Below are 20,457 nucleotides of genomic sequence, written 5' to 3'. Positions count from 1 at the left end.
TAAACGGGTATGGTGGCCTCCCACTTTTGAGGTTCACGATGCAGGGTTGGCACACAACGTTTTTGGGGATGCGTGGGCTCCCCCGCGATATCAGCGACTTCGAGATGAAGGCATTTTTCACCTTCGATGGTGCCGAGCGCGACGCAATCAATGCACGCCGAGGTGATTCCCACAAGCTTGGTCTGGCGCTCCATATTGGTTTCCTGCGCATGAGTGGGCGTTTGCTCGGTGCCTTTCGGGTAATTCCAGTAGCCTTGTGGCGCCACCTTGGCAACGAGCTTGGCATTGCAGCACCAGAAGTCGCCTCGCTGAGAGCCATGTATGAACGCGGGCGCACGCTATTCGATCACCAACAAGTAGCCTGCACGGTCCTTGGATTCCAGTGGATGAGCGAGCACCAGCGCCGCTCACTGGTACGTGAACTGCGCGACGAAGTGGCGCGCTGCGCCGACCGCGATCAGCTACTCGTGCGGGCGCGTCAATGGCTGTACAAGAACAAGCTGGTGATCGTGCACGAGCGGGCAATTCGGACACTGATTGCGGCGGCACTTGCCCAGCTTGAAGTTGAAACAGGCACCGCCATCGCCGCCAGCGTTGATCCAGCAACACTTGATCGCTGGCGAGCCTCAGTTTCAGAGCTGCGCCCAGATGGACAAACCCAGCAGAGTTGGCTATGGGCTGCACCGGCGAAACACTCAACCCGCCAAATCAGCGAGGTACTGGAGCGCATCGACCTGCTTTACACGCTGGACGTTCATAAGCACCTGGCAGACATCCCCGATCTCATCTTGCGCCGCTACGCGCGCCGACTTGTCTCCAGGCCGCCCTCAGCCGGAGCCAAGATCAAAGAGCCAGCGCGCACCGTGGAGGTCGCATGCTTTCTTCGGTATTGCCTGTTCACCACCACAGACCAGTTGATCCTTATGGTGCAGCGCCGGATCGCCGATCTGTGGCGTCAGGCTGCCGCCGATGTCCCCGCTACCGTCAATTGGGCCGCAATGTACAAAACGCTGCTCGGCGAACTTGTTGCCTTGAGCGCGCAAGGTGCGGTGCCAGATGCTGAGTTGCGTGCCCGTCTTGAAGCCTTGATCACCGAAACCCAGAAACGCAAACCACCGAGCAGGGCCTCCCTGGTCCGCGAGGGATTGATTGATGGAATTCGCCCCGTGCGGTCGTTGCTCGTCGCCATTGCAAAGCTGCCCTGGCAGGCCACCGGCGAGCATCCTGCCATCGAGTACCTTGCCAAGCTGCAAGCTTTATATCTCAAAGGATCCAGAAAGCTGCCAGTTGAAGTGGTGGCACCAAGTCTGGGAATGATCTGGCAGGTTTCGATCTCCAGCCCAGACCGGGAACGGGCGTTTCAGGCGTTGGAGGTGGCCACCCTGTTTGCCCTGCGCCGCGCGGTGCGCAATGGCTCGGTCTGGATTGAGCACAGCCTGAGCTTTCGGGGTCGTGCGCGCTTGTTCTTCACGGACGAGCGTTGGCAGGCAGAGTCCAAGAAACACTATGCCCGTCTATCGTTACCCAGCAAGGCTGCCACTTTCTTGAAGCCTTTGCTGGCCAGAGTAACTGCCGGTGTCGATGCGGTGGCCGCTGCAGCCCGCAGTGGCGTACTGCGCGTGGATGATGAACTCCATTTGTCGCCATTGCCCGCAGAGGACGAAGACCCAGAAGTGACCAAGCTGCGCGCGGCTTTGGATCACCGCATCGGTGAGGTTCAATTGCCGGAAGTGATTCTGGCCGTTGACGCCCAGGTGCGCTTTAGCTGGATCATGCTCGGACGTGAGCCGCGCTCTACCGACGAGCTGCTGATGGTCTATGCCGGCATCATGGCCCACGGCACCAGTCTGACTGCGGTCGAATGCGCGCGCATGATTCCGCAATTGTCTGCCACCAGCATTCGCCAGGCCATGCGCTGGGCGCGGGACGAACGGCGTCTGAGCCAGGCCTGCCAGGCTGTGCTGGAATTCATGCAGCGACACCCGATTGCCGCCACCTGGGGGCGGTCCGATTTGGCATCTTCTGACATGATGAGCATGGAGACCACCAAACGGGTGTGGCAAGCCCGGCTTGATCCTCGGCGCAACACACCTTCCATTGGAATCTACTCCCATGTAAAAGACCGGTGGGGCATCTTCCATGCGCAGCCCTTTGTGCTCAATGAGCGCCAGGCGGGCGTGGCCATTGAAGGTGTCATCCGCCAAGAAAAGCTGGAGACCAGCCAGCTTGCTGTGGATACCCATGGCTACACCGACTTTGCCATGTCACATGCCCGTTTGCTTGGTTTTGATCTTTGCCCGCGGTTGAAGGAACTCAAACAGCGCCACCTCTTTGTGCCACGCGGCACCAAAGTGCCCGCAGAAATCGCTGCGGTGTGCGAAGCCAATGTCGACGTCGCTTTGATCGAAAAGCATTGGGATAGTCTGGTGCACCTGGCAGCCTCGGTCATGAGCGGACATGCCAGTGCGGTGGCAGCTCTTGCGCGGTTCGGTTCTGCCGCCCAGGGCGATCCAATCTATGAGGCTGGCGTGCAATTGGGGCGGTTGCTGCGTACGGCGTTTTTGGCTGACTACTTTGTCAAGGACGCTTTCAGGAACGAGTTGCGCCGGGTGCTCAATCGGGGCGAGGCTGTTAACGCCCTCAAGCGCGCCATTTATACCGGCCGGATCAGCCCGGCGCAGGCCAAACGTGTCGATGAAATGCAGGCTGTGGCCGATGCGTTGAGCCTGATGGCCAACATCGTGATGGCGTGGAATACCTCACAGATGCAGGCGGTCCTGGATCGCTGGTCGAACCGCCGCCAGGTCATTCCACCGGAACTGATCGAGAAGATTGCGCCCACCAGGCTGGAGAGCATCAACTTGCGGGGTGTGTTTCGCTTCCCGGTTGACCGCTATGCTGACCAAATCCTGCCTTCGCGGCCAAATGCATCGATAACTGGCACCAATGGATGAAACCGACCACGGTTTGACGCCACGAATCGCAGATTTGAAAGTGAACAGGAAAGTCAATGAAATCAACGATCTACCAACACCACCTCCGCGCCAGTGCTAGCTTTTCGTACCGTCACTTATTGCACTGAAAACGAGGAGACCCCATCGATGGCCTCCTGCTCGGTCTTGAAACGGAACACCGGGGCAAACGGCCCGAAGGTCTCCTCGCGCGCGCACAGCATGTCGGGTGTGGCGTTGGCCACCACCGTGGGCTCGAAGAACTGGCCCGAGCCCAGGGTTTTGAGGCGCTGGCCACCGGCCAGCACCTTGCCACCCTTGGCCACGGCATCGTCGAGATGGCGTTGCACCTTCTCCAGCGCCGCTTCCTCGATCAGTGGCCCCTGGTTCACCCCCTCCTCGAAGCCATTGCCCACCTTGGCCGTCCGGACCTTGGCAGCGAACTTCTGCACGAACTGGTCGTACACCCCGTCCTGCACATAGAAACGGTTGGTGCACACGCAGGTCTGGCCGGCGTTGCGGTACTTGCTGGCAAAGGCCCCTTCGACGGCCGAATCGATGTCGGCATCGTCAAACACGATGAAGGGCGCATTGCCGCCGAGTTCGAGCGACATCTTCTTGATCGTGGGCGCACTCTGCGCCATGAGGATGCGGCCCACCTCCGTGCTGCCGGTGAAGCTGATGTGGCGCACCACATCGCTGGCGCACAGCACCTTGCCGATGGCAATCGAATTGGCGGCATCGGCCGAGAGGATGTTGAGCACGCCGGCCGGAATGCCCGCGCGCACCGCCAGCTCGGCGGCGGCCAGGGCCGTGAGCGGCGTCAGCTCGGCCGGCTTGATGACCACCGGGCAACCGGCGGCCAGGGCCGGGGCCACCTTGCGCGTGATCATGGCCAGGGGGAAGTTCCAGGGCGTGATGGCCGCGCACACGCCGATGGGCTGCTTGAGCACCAAGAGGCGCCGGTTGTTGTCGAACTGCGGCAGGGTCTCGCCATTGACGCGCTTGGCCTCTTCGGCGAACCACTCGACAAAGCTGGCGCCATAGGCGACCTCGCCCTTGGCCTCAGGGAACGGCTTGCCCTGCTCGGCGGTCATGATGCGCCCCAGGTCGTCCTGGTTCGCCATGAGCAGGTCATACCACTTGCGCAGGATGATGGAACGCTCCTTGGCCGTCTTGGAGCGCCAGGCGGGCCAGGCGGCGTTGGCGGCGGAAATGGCGGCCTGGGCATCCTGGGGGCCCAGGTTGGCGACCTCGGCCAGAAGCTGGCCGGTGGCCGGGTCGTGCACTGCGAAGCGGCTGGCGCCGCTGATCCATTGGCCGTCGATCAGTGCGTCGGTCTTGAGCAGGCTCGGGTCTTTGAGCTGGGCGAGGGGGCTGTGGGCTTGGGAGGTGGGCATGGGGGCTCCGACGGTGCGAATGGAACAGAAAACAGGAACTTACCGCAAATGGCAAAGGGCGAAGTAAACACAGGTGACGCTGGCCCTGTGTCGAAAAGGACCTTCTACAGGAACTCGATTTCGATGAAGGCCACTTCCTGGCCCGTGGGGTTGATGACGTTGTGAGCCGTGCCCACGGGGCGGGTGTACGACTGGCCGGGCGCAAGCGGCACGCGCCGCTCGCCTTCGGGCGTCTCCAGCAGCAGCTCGCCGCCGGTGGTGGGCACCACCACGTAGTCGTGGCCGTGGGTGTGCCAGCCGGTTTCGGCGCCCGGCGGAAAGCGCCATTCGGTCACCACGGTACGGGCGTTGCGGATCTGCTCGGTGGCGATGGCGGCGGGGCGCGAAGGGGTGGCAGTCATAAAATGCTATTGAAAATGTAGCTATTGGCGCTTGATGGATGGGCTCTGCATGCCGTTTTGGCTGATAACCAGCGAATTCACTTGCTCCGCCCGCGCAGCCATTCGAGCGTCATCATCAGCGCCGTGGTGAACAGCGTCAGCAGCGTGGCCACGGCGGCGATCACGGGCGAGATGTTCTCGCGGATGCCGGTGAACATCTGGCGTGGCAGCGTGACCTGCTCGGGGCCGGCGAGGAACAGCGTGACCACGACTTCGTCGAATGAGGCGGCGAAGGCGAACAGCGCGCCCGAGATCACTCCCGGAGCGATCACCGGCAGGGTGATCTTGAAGAAAGTGCGCACCGGCCCGGCTCCCAGGCTCAGGCTGGCCTTGACCAGGTTCTGGTTGAAGCCCTGCAGCGTGGCCAGCACCGTGGTCACCACGAAGGGCGCGCCCAGCGCGGCGTGCACCAGCACCAGGCCGAGGTAGGTCTCGGACAGGCCGATGCGCGCGAAGAACAGGTACGTGCTGACAGCCACCACGACGATGGGCACCACCATGGGCGAGATCAGCAGTCCGCTGATGAGCCCCTTGCCCACGAAGCGTGTGCGCGCCAGCCCCATGGCCGCGAGCGTGCCCAGGGCGGTGGCCAGCACCGTGGCCAGCGGCGCGACGATGAAGCTGTTGCGCGTGGCGCGCGCCCACTCGGCCGAGGCAAACAGTTCCTCGTACCACTGCAGCGACCAGCCCGGCAGCGGGTACGACAGGAAGGAACCGCTGGAGAACGACAGCGGAACGATGACGATGATCGGCAGCAGCAGGAACAGCAGCACGCCGATGCAGAAGGCGCGCAGCGCCAGCCAGCCGAGCTTGTCGCTCAGTTGGTAATGCGCGGGGAAGTAGGCGGTTTTCATGGTAGGTAGTCCGCGCAAGGTTTAGCCGAGGTTGAGTTCAGCCTTGCCGAACTTGCGGTAGATGGCATAGAGCACCAGCGTGGTCACCAGCAGCACCGAGCCGAGCGCGGCCGCCATGCCCCAGTTGACCTCGACGTTGGTGTACTGCGCCACGTAGTAGCTCAGCATCTGGTCGCTCGGGCCGCCCAGCAGGGCGGGCGTGACGTAGTAGCCGATGGCGGTGATGAACACCAGCAGGCCGCCGGCGGCCACGCCGGGGTAGGTCTGCGGCACGTAGACACGAAAGAACGCGGCCAGCGGCGTGCTGCCCAGCGAAACGGCGGCGCGCAGGTAGTTGGGCGGGATGGACTTCATCACGCTGTAGAGCGGCAGGATCAGGAAGGGCAGCAGGATGTGCACCATGGCGATGACCACGCCGAGCCGGTTGAACAGCAGCGGCACGGGGGTGTCGGTCAGGCCCAGGGACATCAGGAAGCGGTTGACCAGGCCGTTGCTTTGCAGCAGCACGATCCAGGCAGCGATGCGCACCAGCACCGAAGTCCAGAACGGCACCAGCACCAGGATCATCATCAGGTTGGCGCGGCGCTCGCTCAAGGTGCTGAGCCAGTAGGACAGCGGGTAGCCGATGAGGATGGCCAGCAGCGTCACCGTGGCGCTCATCTCGAAGGTGCGTACCAGGATGTCGCGGAACGCGGCCGCTTCGGCGGGCACCTGGGTGATCCGCCCCTCGGGCGTGCGCTGCAGATCCACGGCGGCCAGCAGGTAGTCCGGCGTCCAGCGCGAGGCGTTCTTGGCGATGGCCTGCCAGTACGGCAGTTCGCCCCAGCGGGCGTCGAGCGCCAGCATCTGTTCACGGGTCTGGGTATCGGTCAGTCCGGTGCCCAGCGGCAGGGCGCGGTAGGTGCCCATGATGAGCGAGCGCGCGCCGCTGACCTCGCTGTTCAGACGCCGCGCCAGCGCACCGGCCTGCGCCGTCTCCTGCAGTGCCGAGAGGTCCCGCACCAGCGCGGCATAGGCCGCGTCGGGCGGGGCGCTCTGGCGGTCCCAGCCTTTCAGCGCCGGGCCGGTATGCACCAGGGTGTCGGCCACCTCGGGGTTTTCCACGGCGCGGATCAGCAGGCCCGCCAAAGGCACCATGAACACCACCAGCAAAAAGGCCAGCAGGGGCAGGGTCAGTGCCATGGAGCGCAGGCGGCGCCTGCGCTCGGCGGTGCGCAACTGGCGCCCCAGATCGGGGGGCGCGTCCTGGTCCTGGGGGACTGCCATGGTGGCGGTGCTCATGCGGGGGCCTTCATGCGGGTGGGTGTTTGGCGGTGTGTATTCCGTGTCCGAATCATGCGTGTCCAGGCGCGAAGCCGCAGGCAGTGCTGTGGCACGACAAGGCTGAGCAACAACGACACGCGTGATTCAGACAGGGAATCATTGGGCGGCCCAGGCGGCGAAGCGTTTTTCGAGCGCCTCGCCCTGGTCGGCCCAGAAGGCCACGTCGAAGCGCAGCGCATCCTTGCTGTTGGCGGGCGAGGTGGGCAGCAGGGCCTGCGTCTTGGCGTCGATCTTGGCCATGGCCTTGTTGTTGGTCGGGCCGTAGGAGATGTGGCGTGCGTACTCGGCCTGGGCGTCGGCGCTGCTGGCCAGGGCGATGAACTTCATGGCCGCTTCCTTGTTGGCGCCGCCCTTGGGCATGACCCAGAAGTCCAGGTCGTAGATGCCGCCGGTCCAGGTGATCTTGAGGTTCTGGCCTTCGCGCTGCGCGGCGTCGATACGGCCGCTGAAGGCGCTGGTCATGGCCACGTCGCCGGCCACCAGGAACTGCGGGGGCAGCGCGCCGGCTTCCCACCACTGGATGTGAGGCTTGAGTTCGCCCAGTTTCTTGAAGGCGCGGTCGGCGCCATCCTTGGTGCCCAGCACCTTGTACACGTCGGCAGCCTTCACGCCGTCGGCCATGAGCGCGAATTCGAGGTTGTAGCGCGCGCCTTTGCGCAGGCCGCGTTTGCCGGGGAATTTCTTCACGTCCCAGAAATCGGCCCAGCCGGTGGGGGCGGTCTTGAGCTTGTCGCCGTTGTAGGCCAGCACGGTGGACCAGACAAAGGCGCCCACGCCGCATTCATGCACGGCGGCGGGCAGGTAGTCGGATTTGCTGCCGAGCTTGCTCCAGTCCATGCGCTCGAACAGGCCTTCGTCGCAGCCACGGCTGATGTCCGGACCCTCGACCTCGACCACGTCCCAGGTCACCTTCTTGGCTTCGACCATGGCCTTGATGCGGGCCTGTTCGCCGTTGTATTCCACCTGGGTGATCTTGCCGCCCGTGGCCTTTTCGTAGGCCTCGAAATAGGCCTTCTTCTGCGCGGCTCCGTTGGCGCCGCCGAAGTTCACGACGGTGATGTTGTGCTGCGCCAGGGCGGGCAGGGCCAGGGCCGCGGCGGCGGCCAGCAGCAGGGGTTGGAAAAGCTTCTTGTGGTTCATGGTTGTCTCCTCGGGGTTGGGTGTGGAAGGAAAGGGGGAATCAGAGGCTGAGAGCATTTCGGCCGTGCCCGAAAGGCGCGCCAAAACGCGCCGGATCGAGGCGCAAAACGCAGCCATAGCTCGGGCTATGGCGAGTATTTGCAACGACGAGCCGGTGCGTTTTGGCGTGCAAGGCGGGCATGGATGAAAGACTCTCAGCCTCTTACAGGTACACGCGCATGTGCTGCGCCGGTGCATGCAGCTGGACGGTGTGGCCGGGCGTCGGAACGGCATGGTGGTTGAGCGAGAGCTTGACCATGACCTCGGCCTCGCTGGCCATCTTGCAGCGCAGGCGCAGGTGGTCGCCGAAATAGATCACGTCCATCACGGTGCCGCTCAGGGTGTTGCCACTCTCGCCATCGGCCAGCTGGATGCGCTCGGGGCGCACGCTGCACTGCACCGCATCGCCCACCGTGGCGCGGTTGACATTGAGGCCACGCAGGCGGGTGCCGTCCTTCAGTGCCACCACGCACTCCTCGCCGTCGGTGGCGTGGACCTTGGCTTCGAGCACGGCGTTGTCGCCGACGAAGTTGGCAACGAAACGGTTGGTCGGGGTCTCGTAGAGCCGGTCCACACGGTCGATCTGCTGGATGCGGCCGTCGTTGAATACCGCCACGCGGTCGGACATGGTCAGTGCCTCGGACTGGTCGTGCGTCACGTACACAAACGTCACGCCCAGGCGGCGGTGCAGCGCCTTGAGCTCGATCTGCATGTGCTCGCGCAGCTGCTTGTCGAGCGCGCCCAGCGGCTCGTCCATCAGCACCAGCTGCGGATCAAACACCAGGGCACGTGCCAGCGCCACGCGCTGTTGCTGGCCGCCCGACATCTGCGCCGGGTAGCGCATGCCCATGGTGTCCATCTGCACCATCTCCAGCGCGCGCGCCACCTTGGCCTCGCGCTCGGCCTGGGGGAGCTTGCGCACGCGCAGCGGGTAGGCGATGTTCTCGGCCACCGTCATATGCGGGAACAGGGCGTAGTTCTGGAAAACCATGCCGAAATTGCGCTTGTGCGGCGGAGTGCGTGTGATGGGCACGCCGTTGAGACTGATCTCACCGGCCGTGGGGGACTCGAACCCGGCGAGCATCATCAGCGTGGTGGTCTTGCCTGAACCCGAGGGGCCCAGCAGCGACAGGAATTCGCCGCGCTGGATGTCCAGGTTCAGGTCACGCACCACCAGGCTGGTGCCGTCGTAGGTCTTTTGCACCCCTCGGAACGTTACGAGTGCGTCGCTTGCGGTCATGGCAGGAGTCGGGTTGTGGATGCGATGGCGTGAACTGTAGGACGTTCACACGCCCGCCGACATATCACATTGACCATCGTGGTTTTGCCGGCCCCGTTGGGGCCGATCAGGCCCAGCACCCTGCCGCGTTCGAGCGACAGGCTCACGGACTTGAGCGCGCGCACCCCCGAGAAGGTGAGGCTGACCGCTTCGGCGCGCAGCTGCGCATGCAAGCTTCTAAATTTCGAACCCTCGGGGCTCCGATACCGGCCCCCGATCCGGTCCCTTGTTTATCCAGTTGCAGGAGATTTCGCTTATGTCCACCCGGAACGTTGATCCGATCACACTCGCCGTTGTGCGAGGAGCCCTGGAAACGACGCAGAGAGAGATGACGCTGACGCTCGAGAAGACGGCGCGCTCCAGCGTGTTCAATGTGGCGCACGACTACAGCAACGCGCTGTTCAACCACCGCGCCGAGATGATCCTGCAGGGCCAGGACATCCCTATTCACCTTGGCGGGCTGATGCCTGCCATGAAGGCCGTGGCCAACTACTTCGGCGACGACATCCACGAGGGCGATGTCATCTACCACAACGACCCCGTCATGATGGGCAGCCACATCCTCGACTGCTGCATGTACAAGCCCATCTTCTACAAAGGCAAGCTCGTGTTCTGGAGCGTATCCAAGGGACATGTGACCGACATCGGCGGCCCGGTACCGGCCGGCTATAACCCGGATGCCAAAGATCTGTACGCCGAAGGCCTGCGCATCCCGCCGGTAAAGCTGTGGGACCGTGGCCAGCCGCGCAAGGACGTGATCAACTTCATGCTCACGAACGTGCGCTCCCGGCGCGACTGGGAGGGCGACCTGTACGCGCAGCTCGGCGCCGTATCGATCGGCGAGCGCAATCTGCTCGCCCTGCTCGACAAGTACGGTGTCGAGGAAGTCCAGAACTGCGTGGACGAACTGCTGGACATGGCCGACAAGTCGATGCGCTCGCTGATGGCCAGCGTGCCGGACGGCACGTATGAAGCGACGGCCGTTCTCGAAGACAACGGCCACGGTCTCGGCGAGCTGGCCATCAAGGCCACCGTCACCATCGCCGGCGACGACTGCCACATCCGCATCGACAGCCCGCCGCAGGTCCCCTACTTCATCAACAGCTACGAGGGCAACTCGCATTCGGGGGTCTACCTCGGCGTGATGATGTTCGCGCGCGTCCCGCCGCCGTACAACGAGGGCCTGTACCGCTGCGTGAAGCTCGACCTGGGGCCCAAGGGAACGCTGTGCAATGCACAGGAGCCTGCGCCCCACGTCAACTGCACGACCACGCCCATGGAGACTCTGGCCGACGCAGTGCGCCTGGCACTGGAGAAGGCCCTCCCGGAACGCGCGGTCGGCTCCTGGGGCCATACCAGCGGCCTCAACATCGCCGGCAAGGACACGCGCAACAACGAAGACTACGTGACCATGGTGCTGGCCACCCTGATCAGCGGCGGTGGTGCAACGGCCAAACTGGACGGCTGGAACTCGGTCGGGCCGCAATGCTGCTTCGGTGCGCTGACCTCTGGCGACATCGAGATCCTGGAGTACTCCTATCCGATCGTGATCCACCGTTACGGCCTGGTGACGGACAGCGGCGGCGCCGGCAAGAACCGCGGTGGCTGCGCCACGGTCTGGGAGGTCGAGCCCATCGACCACGAGATGACGGTGGTGAGCTTCGGCGAGGGCCGCCAGTACCCCGCGCTCGGCGCGCAAGAGGCGGAGAACGCAAGGCCTGAGCTGAAGATCGGGCGGGTGGAGCGCACCGAGGGCGGCAAGATCCTGGAGACGATGGACAAGAACGCGATCCAGACGATTCGGCCGGGCCAGCGCGTGTCCTCGTTCAATCCAGGCGGCGGCGGCTGGGGCAGCCCGCTCGACCGCGACATCGCCAAGGTCGTCCACGACGTACGCAACCGCTATGTGTCCGTGGACGCCGCCAAGGACGAATACGGCGTGCTGGTCGACACCGCCAACTGGCAGGGACGTCCGACCGCGGCCCGCGGCTGACCGCGCTCGCTTCCACCCGTCCTGTACCTCTCGCTCGCGGCGCGCGCGAGGGGACACCCTCAACCTTTTTTTAATCCACACCCATCATGAAATACCGACTTGGAGTCGATGCTGGCGGCACGTTCACGGACTTCGTGCTCGCAGACAGCGAAGGAAACGTACACCTCTTCAAGGCCACCTCGACGCCCGAAGATGGAACGCGGGCGATCGCCGACGGCTTCGGCCAGATCGCCGAAAAGCTCAGAATCCCGATGTCCGACATCCTGGCGAACACGGAACTGTGCGTGAACGGCACGACCGTCGGCCTGAACGCGCTGATCCAGCACAAGGGCGTCAAGACCGGCCTGCTGTGCACTGAGGGCCACGAGGACTCCCTGGAGATCCGGCTGGGCCACAAGGAAGAAGGCTACCGCTACGACGATGCCTACCCGCCTGCCAAGATCCTCGTCGAGCGCCACCTGCGCGTTCCCGTGCGCGAGCGGACCCTCTCCGACGGCACGGTGCGCACGCCGATGGACGAGCAGCAGATCCGCGATGCCTGCACGCTGTTCAAGCGCGAGGGCGTGCAGGCCGTCGCCATCTCGTTCCTGTGGAGCGTTGCCAACGACCGCCACGAACGCCGCGCGGCGGAGATCGTGCGCGAGCTGATGCCGGACGCCTATGTGTCGGTGGGCGTGGAGGTGCTGCCGCAGTTGCGCGAATACACCCGGACCTCGACGGCCGTGGTCAACGCCTACCTGGGCCCGGTGCTCAACGCCTATGTCACGCGCATTGACAACTTCTACAAAGAGTGCGGCACGCGCATCCCCGTACGCTACTTCCAGTCGAATGGCGGCATGGCGTCGCGCAGCGTCATGGTGTCGCGCGCGGTCAACGCCATCAACTCCGGGCCGGCTTCCGCGCCGATGGCCGGCCGCCACGTCGCGCACCCGCTGGGCTTCGAGAACTTCATCACGGTGGACATGGGTGGCACCTCGTTCGACATCACGCTCACCCACCAGGGCAAAACGAACGTCACCAAGGACCAGGACTTCCTGCGCTACCGCATCGGCACGCCGATGATCCAGGTGGAGACGCTGGGCGCCGGCGGTGGCTCCATCGGATGGATCGACGGTATGGGCGTGATGAACGTCGGCCCGCAGTCGGCCGGCGCCAGCCCCGGCCCGGCCTGCTACATGCGCGGCGGCACGCAGCCGACCGTCACCGACGCCAACGTGGCGCTGGGCTACCTGAACCCCGTCTCCCTGCTCGGCGGGCGCCTGCCGATCGACGCCAAGGCCTCGCGCAGCGCCATCGAGAAGCAACTTGCTGAGCCGCTGAAGATCTCCGTAGAGAAGGCCGCACTGGGCATCTTCAACATCGTCAACAACAACATGGTCAACGGCATCCGCCGTGTATCCATCGAACGCGGCTACGATCCACGCGATTTCGCGCTGATCGGCGCTGGCGGGGCCACCGCGCTGCACATCACCGCCCTGGCCAGCGAGATCGGGATCCGTACCGTGCTGGTGCCGAAGCTGGCGTCGGGTCTGTGCGCGCTCGGCCAGGTGCTGTCCGATGTGAAGTACAACTACATGGCAGCGACACCCTTGCGACTGGATGCGGGCGCGGACTTGGCCAAGTTGGAGCAGCGCTTCACGGAACTGCAGCGCGAAGGCGAGGCAGCGCTGAAAGAAGAAGGCATCGCGGCATCGCGCATCTCGTTCAAGCGCAGCATCGACATGCGCTACATCGGGCAGGTCCATGAATGCTCGGTCGACATCGGCGAGACCGTGGTGAGCGCCGTAACGATCGAGGAGATCAAGCAGGCTTTCCACAAGCTGCACAAGCAGCTGTTCACCTACGACCAACCCGAGAACCTCATCGAGATCGTCAACATCGAGATGACAGTTCTCGGCAAGACCGGCGCGCTGGAGACGGCTCCGCTGCCGAAGGGAGGCGACGTGGCGGCCGCCATCCACACTCGGCGCCCGATGTTCTTCGGTCGCAGCACGGAGCCAGTGGACACGCCGGTTTACGACGGTACCAAGCTGGGTGCGGAGTCTGTCGTGCACGGTCCCGCGGTGATCGACGAACCCACCACGACCATCGTGGTGCAGCCGGGCTGGAGCGCCCGCCTGGACGCCACCGCCTGCTACGTGATCACGTCACAGGACTGACAGACCACGCCGTGGAACCGCGCACCGCGGCAGGTGCGCATCCACAAGCTCGACCGCGCACGCCGCCTTCGCGAGAAGGCGGCGTGCGGTCATTCTGGCGCTAGAAAGCCGGCGCTGCTGCGCATCGCGCCAAGCCCCACCTCGGCCCCGAATATGTGTCATTGCCGGCAGGACATTATCTCCAGCGGCTAGGAGTCATTTCCGACAGCCGCTGAATATTCAGGAGTCCAATCTGATCTAGCTGGCGGTCGCAGTCGCATCTCGGCGCCCTCCCAGCGATCCATAAGCTTGGCTCTTCCATTGATAAGCGCGACATGCACCAAACCGATGCACGCGCGCAGTTTACCGCTGTTCCACGCACCGGCTAGGGGTATTTCCGGAGGCTCCACGCGGGCACGAACCATGCATAACTGGGAAAATCTTAGGTGGGCTGCACGCAGTGCGGCGGCTCATGCATCGACGAGGCAAGCATGGACAAGTCCTTTTCTACGATCGAACAGCGTCACGACTCGACATTCTCCTACTGGAACAAAGCAGTCGCGGATACTTATTTTGATATGCAGTTGTGCTATCAGAATGACGACATTTTCAACGGGCAGTTGGAATCTTGGGATTTGTCCACAGTCCAGCTGTCGCGCATGGCTTCCGACGGCGCGATCTATAAACGCTTGCAAAAAGATTGCAGTACGAACGAGCGCCAGGTATTGGTCACGGCACCGGTGATCAGCGAGTTCGAATTCAGTCAGATGGGCCGCACCACGCGCTGCGAACCGGGTCAGTTTCTGCTGGAGCTTAGCGAAGAACCATTCGTGTTTGGTCACAGCAAACACAACGAGGTCTGGGTTCTGAAGATTCCGGTCACGGCCCTTCGCGCGCGGATCGGTGAGCCGAAACGGTTTTGCGCACGCTCATATGGCGCCCAGGAAGGCGTGGGGGGACTTCTCGGCGATTATTTCCGCCTGATGATGCGGCACCGCGACATGGCGCATGACGCCAATGTGCGCGCGCTGATGGGCACCCATTTCGTCGATCTGCTGGCGATGAGCCTGCAGAACCATCCTGACGCACTGCAGTCCTCCCAATCGGCGGTGCGTGACGCCCATTTGGCACGCATCGAGGAGTATGTACGGCTGCATTTGTGCGACCCGGATCTCTCGCCAGATCACATTGCACAGGCTTGCGGAATTTCATTGCGCTATCTGCACCTGCTGTTCAAAGGCGCAGAAGCTTCGGTTTGCCAATGGATACGCGAGAAACGCTTGCAATCGGCGCATGAAATGCTCCGGAGCGCCACTCAGCGCACGTCCATCGCACAGATTGCCTACGCGGTGGGTTTCAGCGACCACGCGCAGTTCTCCAATGCGTTTCGCAAGCGTTTCGGCCATGCGCCCAGCGAGATTCGACCGGCCCGCAGCTCAGAGGCTTCAGTACCCTTCATGGGAGTTGATGGAATCGATATCGAGAAAGCACGCTCGAACCGGCGGCTTCACCATTGAGCAGGGGTGCGCCTCCTGTCACAGGCGGAGCGCCACCCCAAAAAAAAAGAAGCCGGGCATCCAACCCGGCCTCTTCGCCATCAATGAAACAGTCGTTTAGTGAATCTCGCGTTCGAAACGATCCAATGCGCGATCGAATCGTGAGAACAGTTCATCCACCTGCTTCGGCTCGATGATCAACGGCGGGCAGAACGCAACGGCATCGCCCAGCGCGCGAACGATCAAGCCTTCTTCCTGCGCGTACTGCGCCACTGTGACACCTGACTTGCGATCGGTAAACCCGACCTTTTTCTCTTTGTCCTGCACCAGTTCGATGGCGCCGATCAAGCCGATGGTGCGCACCTCCCCGACGTGTCGGCGCTGCGCGAGGCGGCGCAGGGCTCCACCGAACTGTGGAGCCAAGTCCCGCGTCCGCGCGACGATGTTGTCCTCCTCGTAGACCTTGAGGACTTCCAGTGCCACCGCGGCGGCGACCGGATGGCCCGAGTACGTGTAGCCGTGGCCGAAGCTGCCGTGGCGGGCGCTGTTCTGGGCGATGGCCTCGTAAACCTGCGCGCTCACCATCACCGCCGAGATCGGCATGTAGGCCGACGACAGGCCTTTGGCGCAGGTCAGGATGTCGGGCTGGATGTTGAATGTCGTCGAACCGAACATGTTGCCAGTGCGCCCGAAACCGCAGATCACCTCGTCGGCAATCATCAGCACGTTGTACTTGCGGAGCACGGCCTGCACCTTCTCGAAATACCCCGCCGGCGGAACGATGACGCCACCGGCCCCCATTACCGGCTCGGCGATGAATGCCGCGACCGTCTCGGGCCCCTCCTGCAGGATCTGCTGCTCCAGTAGCCCGGCCAGGCGCGTCGCGAAGGCTTCTTCCGTTTCCCCCGGCAGCCCATTGCGATACAGGTGCGGACATTCGGTGTGCAAGAACCGGGTGGAAATGGGCAAATCGAAGTCATTGTGGTTGCTTGCCAAACCGCCCATGCTAGCCGCCACTGCCGTGACGCCATGGTAGGCATTGCGTCGGGCAATGATTTTCTTCTTCTGCGGCTTTCCAATGGCATTGTGGTAATACCACACCATCTTCGCCGCGCTGTCGTTCGCTTCGGATCCTGAATTGGCGAAGAATACCTTGCCCATCGGAGCGGGCGCAACGGCCAACAAGCGCTCGGCAAGTTCGGCCACTGCATTGTTCGTCCGGTGATAGAACGTGTGGTAGTACGGCAGCGTATTCAAGGCCTGCGTCGCCGCCGCAATCAGCCGCGGGTGGTTGAATCCCAGGGACGCGCACCACAGACCGGACATGCCCTCCAGATAGCGGCGACCCCTATCGTCGACGACATGGATGCCATCGCCCTGAACGATGACCAGGGGCTCGACCTGACCGGCCTGAGCCAGGTTGGTGTAGGAATGCAGATGGGCTGCGACATCCTTTTGCGCAATGCTGCTGTTCATGGTGTCTCTTTCAAAATGGTCATGAGTTCGGATCAACGGAGCACATCGCCCACGCAGATGTATTTCATCTCCAGGTACTCGTCCATGCCGTGGCGCGAGCCTTCGCGACCTAGCCCGGATTGCTTCACACCGCCGAACGGCACGTGCTCGGTGGCGATCACCCCGGCATTGACGCCCAGAATCCCGCACTCCAGCGCTTCGGCCACCCGGGTAATGCGGCCGATGTCGCGGCTGTAGAAGTAGCTGGCGAGCCCGAACTCGGTGCTGTTGGCAGCAGCGATAGCATCAGCCTCGGTCTTGAACCTGAAAATTGGCGCCAGCGGGCCGAAGGTTTCTTCGCTCGCGCACAGCATGTCGGCCCTGGCCTCGGCCAGCACGGTCGGCTGGAAGAACTGCCCCTGCAAGCGGCTTCCGCCGACCGTGACGCGCGCGCCCTTGGCCTTCGCGTCGTCCAGGTGACGCTGGACCTTGTCCACTGCCGCCGGCTCGATCAGCGGCCCCTGGACCACCCCCTCGTCGAAGCCGTTACCAATCTTGAACGCGCTGACCTTGGCGCTGAACTTCTCGACGAAGGCGTCGTACACCGCCTCCTGCACGTAGATCCGGTTCGCGCACACGCAGGTCTGACCCGCATTGCGGTACTTGCTGGCGATGGCTCCCTCCACTGCGGATTCGAGGTCTGCGTCATCGAACACGATGAACGGGGCGTTGCCGCCGAGCTCCAGAGCCAGCTTCTTGATGGTCGGTGCACTCTGCGCCATCAGGATCCGCCCCACCTCGGTCGAGCCGGTGAAGCTGATGTGGCGCACGGTGTCGCTCGCGCAGAACACCTTGCCGGCCTGGACACTGTTGTCGGCATCCGCCGTCAGCACGTTCAGCACGCCGGCAGGAATGCCTGCGCGCACGGCCAGTTCCGCCGCGGCCAGCGCCGTCAACGGCGTGAACTCGGCCGGCTTGATCACCACGGTGCAGCCTGCCGCAAGGGCCGGCGCGACCTTGCGCGTGATCATGGCCAGCGGAAAGTTCCAGGGCGTGATCGCGGCACACACGCCGATCGGCTGGCGCAGCACCGACAGCCTGCGGTTGTTGTCGAAGTGCGGCAGGACTTCGCCGGACACGCGCTTGGCCTCTTCGGCGAACCATTCGACGAAGCTGGCGCCGTAGATGACTTCGCCCCTGGCTTCCGCGAAAGGCTTGCCTTGCTCGGCCGTCAGGATGCGGGCCAGGTCGTCCACGTTGGCCATCAGTAGGTCGTACCAGCGCCGCAGGACGTTGCTGCGCTCTTTGGCCGTGGTCGTCTTCCATGCTGCCAGTGCCGCGTCGGCCGCTGCGATCGCAGCCTCGGCGTCAGCGGGCCCCAGGTTGGCGACATCGGCCAGCTTTTGACCTGTTGCAGGGTCGGTCACGGCAAACCGGGCGGTCCCGGACAGCCACTGGCCGTTGATCAGCGCCGAGGTGCGCAGCAGCTTGGCGTCCTTGAGTTGGAGAAGGGGTGAATGGGCGGTGGTCATGCAGATGAATCCGATAGCAGAATGGCCGAAGCACGGACGCCGCATGCGACGTCATCGATCCGGCAGGCGAAGGTGCAGAGCACGTATGTCTGGGGGTCAGCGCTTGAGCAGGACGGGCAGAGGCACCGGGTTGGAAATCGTCCACTCGTCCACGATGCCGGGTTTACCCGCCCTGACTTCCGAGATCAGCAGGCGAGCCTGGTTCTGGTGGTGGATGTCCTTGCTGAAGGTGCGCGGGCCGACCAGCGTGGGCTCGCCGCGCATCTTTTCCAGTTCGGCGGTGACCTTGTCGGCGTCCAGGCTCTGGGCTCGTTGCACGGCCTTGGCCCAGACTTCGATCAGCACATAGCCGGGGTAGGCGAAGGTGTTGGACGGGCGGGCGCCGTAGCGTGTGGCGAAGGTCTTGTTGAAGGCCTCGACCTGGGGATTGGGGTCATCGCCATACACCGAGCCCTGCACCGGGACGGCGAAGTTCGACAGCCCTGGCACCGAGTCCAGCCAGTAGCTGCCGTCGACAGCGGCGCCGTTGAGGATCAGCGACTGGATGCCCGCCGCGCGCAACTGGCGCACGGCGCTGGCGGCGCCCGGAATGTAGGAGCACAGCATGATCGCGTCGGGCTCCCTGGGCAGCGCCTTGATGCGCGAGATCTGCGCGGCGATCGAGGCGTCGCCGTTCTTGAAGTTGTCGCGCCCGACGATGGTTACACCCTTGAGCTGCGGCGCCATCCAGTCGAAGCCGGTGCAGAGGCCCTTGTTGTACTCGATGGTGGTGTCCAGCAGCACATAGGCCTGGCGCATGTTGCGCTTGTGGTAGGCCCATTCGGCCATGGTGGCCCCCTGTACGGCACCCAGGACGGAAGAGCTGAAGGCGTATTTGCCCACGCCTTGCACCCCCGCCTTGATGTCTTCGGCGCAGAGGAAAAAGGACACCTTGCCCTTCTTCTGCGCTTCCAGGGCTGCCGGCGCGCCGAAGTCGTAGTCGCAGCTCACCACCAGCAGCTCGGCGCCCTGGTCCAGCGCCTCGAGGCCCGCCTTGGCGCTTTGCGCGCGGTCGGACTTGGTGTCGGTCTCGACGACCTTGAGCTTGCGTCCCAGCAGGCCGCCGGCGGCATTGATTTCGTCGATGCGGATCAGTGCAGCACGGCGCGCCGGTGTGTCGTAGGCTTCCAGCCAGCCGGATTTGGCATTGGCGAAGCCGACGACGATGTCCTTGCCGGCCTGTGCGCAGGCCAGACCGCTGGCCAGCAGGCCGGCGCACAGGGCAGGCAGCGCGCGGCCCAGGGGGGATGGAAAATGGGTTCTTGGCATGGAGGGTCTCCTGGTGGTTGTTGTGGAAAAGGGTGCGGAGTGCTCAGCGGGGCTGCATCTCCAGGGAAGCGGCGGGCAGGGGTGCTGATGGGTGGGTCAGGCGCGGCCACTGCCATTCGCGCCCCTGCATGAGTCCGGCGGGTCGCCGGATCAGTGTCAGCACCATGACGAGGCCAGTCACGACTTCCTGGCTGCCACTGGGCAGCTGAATGGCCATGCCGCCGAGCGAAACGCCGGTTTCCAGGCGGATCAGCAGCTCCATCAGCGCCGACAGCACCAGCACGCCGGTGACGGCGCCGCTCAGGCTCGCGCTGCCGCCGATCACCAGCATGGTCAGACAGGTGAAGGTGCGGCCGAGGTAGTACGCATCGGGGTTGACCACGCCAAGGAACTGCGCGTCCAGTGCGCCGCCCAGGCCGCAGACGAGCGCGCTGAGCACAAAGGCCACGAGCAACTGACGCCAGGCGTTGATGCCGCAGCTGCGCGCGGCCACGGGTTCCTCGCGCACGGCGCGCAGGGCTAGCCCGAAGCGCGAGATGCCGTGCCAGTGCGCCAGCGCGATGGCCCCGGCGGCAAAAAGGAATGCCTGCCAGACACCCACCGGCGTGGGAATGCCGACGATGGAGCTGGAGCCGGCGGTGACGCTGTCCCAGTTGGAATACACCACGTTGAAGATGGCCAGCAGCGAAAACGTGGCGATGGAGGCGGCAATGCCGCCCAGCCGCAGGATCACCGCGCCCGCCAGCAGCGCCACGGCGGCCGCCAGCAGGCCGGCCAGCAGCGAGGCGGGCACCCAGGGCATGCTGCTGTGCAGCAGGAGGTCGGGCAGGCCCGTCAGCACGTACTGCTTGATGGACGGCTCCATGGTGGTCCAGGCCACGCCATAGGCGCCGATGCCGACGAAGGCCATGTGGCCGAAGCTGATCAGCCCCGAGTGGCCGATGAAGATGAACATGCCCACCACCATCACGACGCGGATCAGCACCTCGGTGGTGGTGCGCTGCAAGCTGTTCGATCCGGCCAGGGACAGCACGGCCAGCAGCGCCAGGGCCAGGCACAGCAGCACGGGGGTTTCAAGGCGGTGGCGCAGCAGGAAGTTTTTCATGGCG

Annotated in this window: 15 protein-coding genes; 4 read left to right on the top strand and 11 right to left on the bottom strand. The window is 64.0% G+C overall.

All coding sequences use genetic code 11. From position 1 onward, the window contains the following. Positions 1 to 38 precede the first annotated feature (38 nt). Positions 39 to 2,954, top strand: a complete 2,916-nt coding sequence (locus ACSQ3Y_RS34180; protein ID WP_015061186.1) for a Tn3-like element IS1071 family transposase — start codon at positions 39 to 41, stop codon at positions 2,952 to 2,954. Between the two features lie 116 nt (positions 2,955 to 3,070). Here the strand turns inward: ACSQ3Y_RS34180 and ACSQ3Y_RS34175 are convergent, their stop codons facing one another. From ACSQ3Y_RS34175 to ACSQ3Y_RS34145, 7 genes are all read right to left on the bottom strand, one after another. Further along, positions 3,071 to 4,351: an NAD-dependent succinate-semialdehyde dehydrogenase gene (locus ACSQ3Y_RS34175; RefSeq protein WP_436180435.1), complete on the bottom strand. Its 1,281-nt coding sequence runs from the start codon at positions 4,349 to 4,351 to the stop codon at positions 3,071 to 3,073. A gap of 104 nt (positions 4,352 to 4,455) precedes the next feature. After that, entirely contained in the window at positions 4,456 to 4,752 is a 297-nt protein-coding gene (locus ACSQ3Y_RS34170) for a cupin domain-containing protein (RefSeq protein ID WP_436180434.1), read from the bottom strand. 77 nt (positions 4,753 to 4,829) lie between these two features. Next, a complete protein-coding gene (locus ACSQ3Y_RS34165) occupies positions 4,830 to 5,645 on the bottom strand; it encodes an ABC transporter permease (protein ID WP_436180433.1) in 816 nt (271 codons plus the stop codon). A 21-nt stretch (positions 5,646 to 5,666) separates the two neighbouring features. Then, positions 5,667 to 6,926, bottom strand: coding sequence for an ABC transporter permease (locus ACSQ3Y_RS34160; protein ID WP_436180432.1), 1,260 nt, complete (start codon positions 6,924 to 6,926; stop codon positions 5,667 to 5,669). A 138-nt stretch (positions 6,927 to 7,064) separates the two neighbouring features. Next, positions 7,065 to 8,108, bottom strand: coding sequence for an ABC transporter substrate-binding protein (locus ACSQ3Y_RS34155; RefSeq protein WP_436180431.1), 1,044 nt, complete (start codon positions 8,106 to 8,108; stop codon positions 7,065 to 7,067). Positions 8,109 to 8,310: 202 nt separating this feature from the next. Beyond that, a complete protein-coding gene (locus ACSQ3Y_RS34150) occupies positions 8,311 to 9,387 on the bottom strand; it encodes an ABC transporter ATP-binding protein (RefSeq protein WP_436180430.1) in 1,077 nt (358 codons plus the stop codon). Continuing rightward, the gene (locus ACSQ3Y_RS34145; protein WP_436180492.1) at positions 9,384 to 9,533 is read right to left on the bottom strand and encodes an ATP-binding cassette domain-containing protein; all 150 of its coding nucleotides are present in this window, start codon (positions 9,531 to 9,533) and stop codon (positions 9,384 to 9,386) included. The genes ACSQ3Y_RS34150 and ACSQ3Y_RS34145 overlap by 4 nt, the downstream gene beginning before the upstream one ends. A 149-nt stretch (positions 9,534 to 9,682) precedes the next feature. Here ACSQ3Y_RS34145 and capB point away from each other — a divergent pair, with 149 nt between their 5' ends. The 3 genes from capB (at position 9,683) to ACSQ3Y_RS34130 (ending at position 15,074) form a co-directional block, all read left to right on the top strand. Next, positions 9,683 to 11,419, top strand: a complete 1,737-nt coding sequence (gene capB / locus ACSQ3Y_RS34140) for a caprolactamase subunit beta (protein WP_436180429.1) — start codon at positions 9,683 to 9,685, stop codon at positions 11,417 to 11,419. An 86-nt stretch (positions 11,420 to 11,505) separates the two neighbouring features. Beyond that, positions 11,506 to 13,578: a caprolactamase subunit alpha gene (gene capA / locus ACSQ3Y_RS34135; RefSeq protein ID WP_436180428.1), complete on the top strand. Its 2,073-nt coding sequence runs from the start codon at positions 11,506 to 11,508 to the stop codon at positions 13,576 to 13,578. A 470-nt stretch (positions 13,579 to 14,048) separates the two neighbouring features. Further along, positions 14,049 to 15,074 carry a helix-turn-helix domain-containing protein gene (locus ACSQ3Y_RS34130; RefSeq protein ID WP_436180427.1) on the top strand — a complete coding sequence of 342 codons (1,026 nt, stop codon included), beginning with the start codon at positions 14,049 to 14,051 and terminating at the stop codon, positions 15,072 to 15,074. A 96-nt stretch (positions 15,075 to 15,170) separates the two neighbouring features. Here the strand turns inward: ACSQ3Y_RS34130 and ACSQ3Y_RS34125 are convergent, their stop codons facing one another. The 4 genes from ACSQ3Y_RS34125 to ACSQ3Y_RS34110 form a co-directional block, all read right to left on the bottom strand. Beyond that, a complete protein-coding gene (locus ACSQ3Y_RS34125) occupies positions 15,171 to 16,529 on the bottom strand; it encodes an aminotransferase (RefSeq protein WP_436180426.1) in 1,359 nt (452 codons plus the stop codon). Positions 16,530 to 16,561: 32 nt separating this feature from the next. Then, positions 16,562 to 18,040 carry an NAD-dependent succinate-semialdehyde dehydrogenase gene (locus tag ACSQ3Y_RS34120; protein ID WP_436180425.1) on the bottom strand — a complete coding sequence of 493 codons (1,479 nt, stop codon included), beginning with the start codon at positions 18,038 to 18,040 and terminating at the stop codon, positions 16,562 to 16,564. 96 nt (positions 18,041 to 18,136) lie between these two features. After that, positions 18,137 to 19,348 (bottom strand): ABC transporter substrate-binding protein, encoded by a 1,212-nt coding sequence (locus ACSQ3Y_RS34115; protein WP_436180424.1) that lies wholly within the window; start codon positions 19,346 to 19,348, stop codon positions 18,137 to 18,139. A gap of 43 nt (positions 19,349 to 19,391) precedes the next feature. After that, the gene (locus ACSQ3Y_RS34110) at positions 19,392 to 20,453 is read right to left on the bottom strand and encodes a branched-chain amino acid ABC transporter permease (RefSeq protein ID WP_436180423.1); all 1,062 of its coding nucleotides are present in this window, start codon (positions 20,451 to 20,453) and stop codon (positions 19,392 to 19,394) included. Positions 20,454 to 20,457: the final 4 nt, after the last annotated feature.

Origin of the sequence: Acidovorax sp. LjRoot66 (assembly GCF_964253305.1) — a bacterium.
Taxonomy (GTDB): domain Bacteria; phylum Pseudomonadota; class Gammaproteobacteria; order Burkholderiales; family Burkholderiaceae_C; genus Acidovorax.
This window is presented reverse-complemented; position numbering and strand designations above follow the sequence as displayed.

Bases quoted from the DNA above. Each gene is read 5' to 3' on its own strand.
- ACSQ3Y_RS34180 (WP_015061186.1), top strand. From the start codon at position 39: ATGCAGGGTTGGCACACAACGTTTTTGGGGATGCGTGGGCTCCCCCGC.
- ACSQ3Y_RS34175 (WP_436180435.1), bottom strand. From the start codon at position 4,351: ATGCCCACCTCCCAAGCCCACAGCCCCCTCGCCCAGCTCAAAGACCCG.
- ACSQ3Y_RS34170 (WP_436180434.1), bottom strand. From the start codon at position 4,752: ATGACTGCCACCCCTTCGCGCCCCGCCGCCATCGCCACCGAGCAGATC.
- ACSQ3Y_RS34165 (WP_436180433.1), bottom strand. From the start codon at position 5,645: ATGAAAACCGCCTACTTCCCCGCGCATTACCAACTGAGCGACAAGCTC.
- ACSQ3Y_RS34160 (WP_436180432.1), bottom strand. From the start codon at position 6,926: ATGAGCACCGCCACCATGGCAGTCCCCCAGGACCAGGACGCGCCCCCC.
- ACSQ3Y_RS34155 (WP_436180431.1), bottom strand. From the start codon at position 8,108: ATGAACCACAAGAAGCTTTTCCAACCCCTGCTGCTGGCCGCCGCCGCG.
- ACSQ3Y_RS34150 (WP_436180430.1), bottom strand. From the start codon at position 9,387: ATGACCGCAAGCGACGCACTCGTAACGTTCCGAGGGGTGCAAAAGACC.
- capB (WP_436180429.1), top strand. From the start codon at position 9,683: ATGTCCACCCGGAACGTTGATCCGATCACACTCGCCGTTGTGCGAGGA.
- capA (WP_436180428.1), top strand. From the start codon at position 11,506: ATGAAATACCGACTTGGAGTCGATGCTGGCGGCACGTTCACGGACTTC.
- ACSQ3Y_RS34130 (WP_436180427.1), top strand. From the start codon at position 14,049: ATGGACAAGTCCTTTTCTACGATCGAACAGCGTCACGACTCGACATTC.
- ACSQ3Y_RS34125 (WP_436180426.1), bottom strand. From the start codon at position 16,529: ATGAACAGCAGCATTGCGCAAAAGGATGTCGCAGCCCATCTGCATTCC.
- ACSQ3Y_RS34120 (WP_436180425.1), bottom strand. From the start codon at position 18,040: ATGACCACCGCCCATTCACCCCTTCTCCAACTCAAGGACGCCAAGCTG.
- ACSQ3Y_RS34115 (WP_436180424.1), bottom strand. From the start codon at position 19,348: ATGCCAAGAACCCATTTTCCATCCCCCCTGGGCCGCGCGCTGCCTGCC.
- ACSQ3Y_RS34110 (WP_436180423.1), bottom strand. From the start codon at position 20,453: ATGAAAAACTTCCTGCTGCGCCACCGCCTTGAAACCCCCGTGCTGCTG.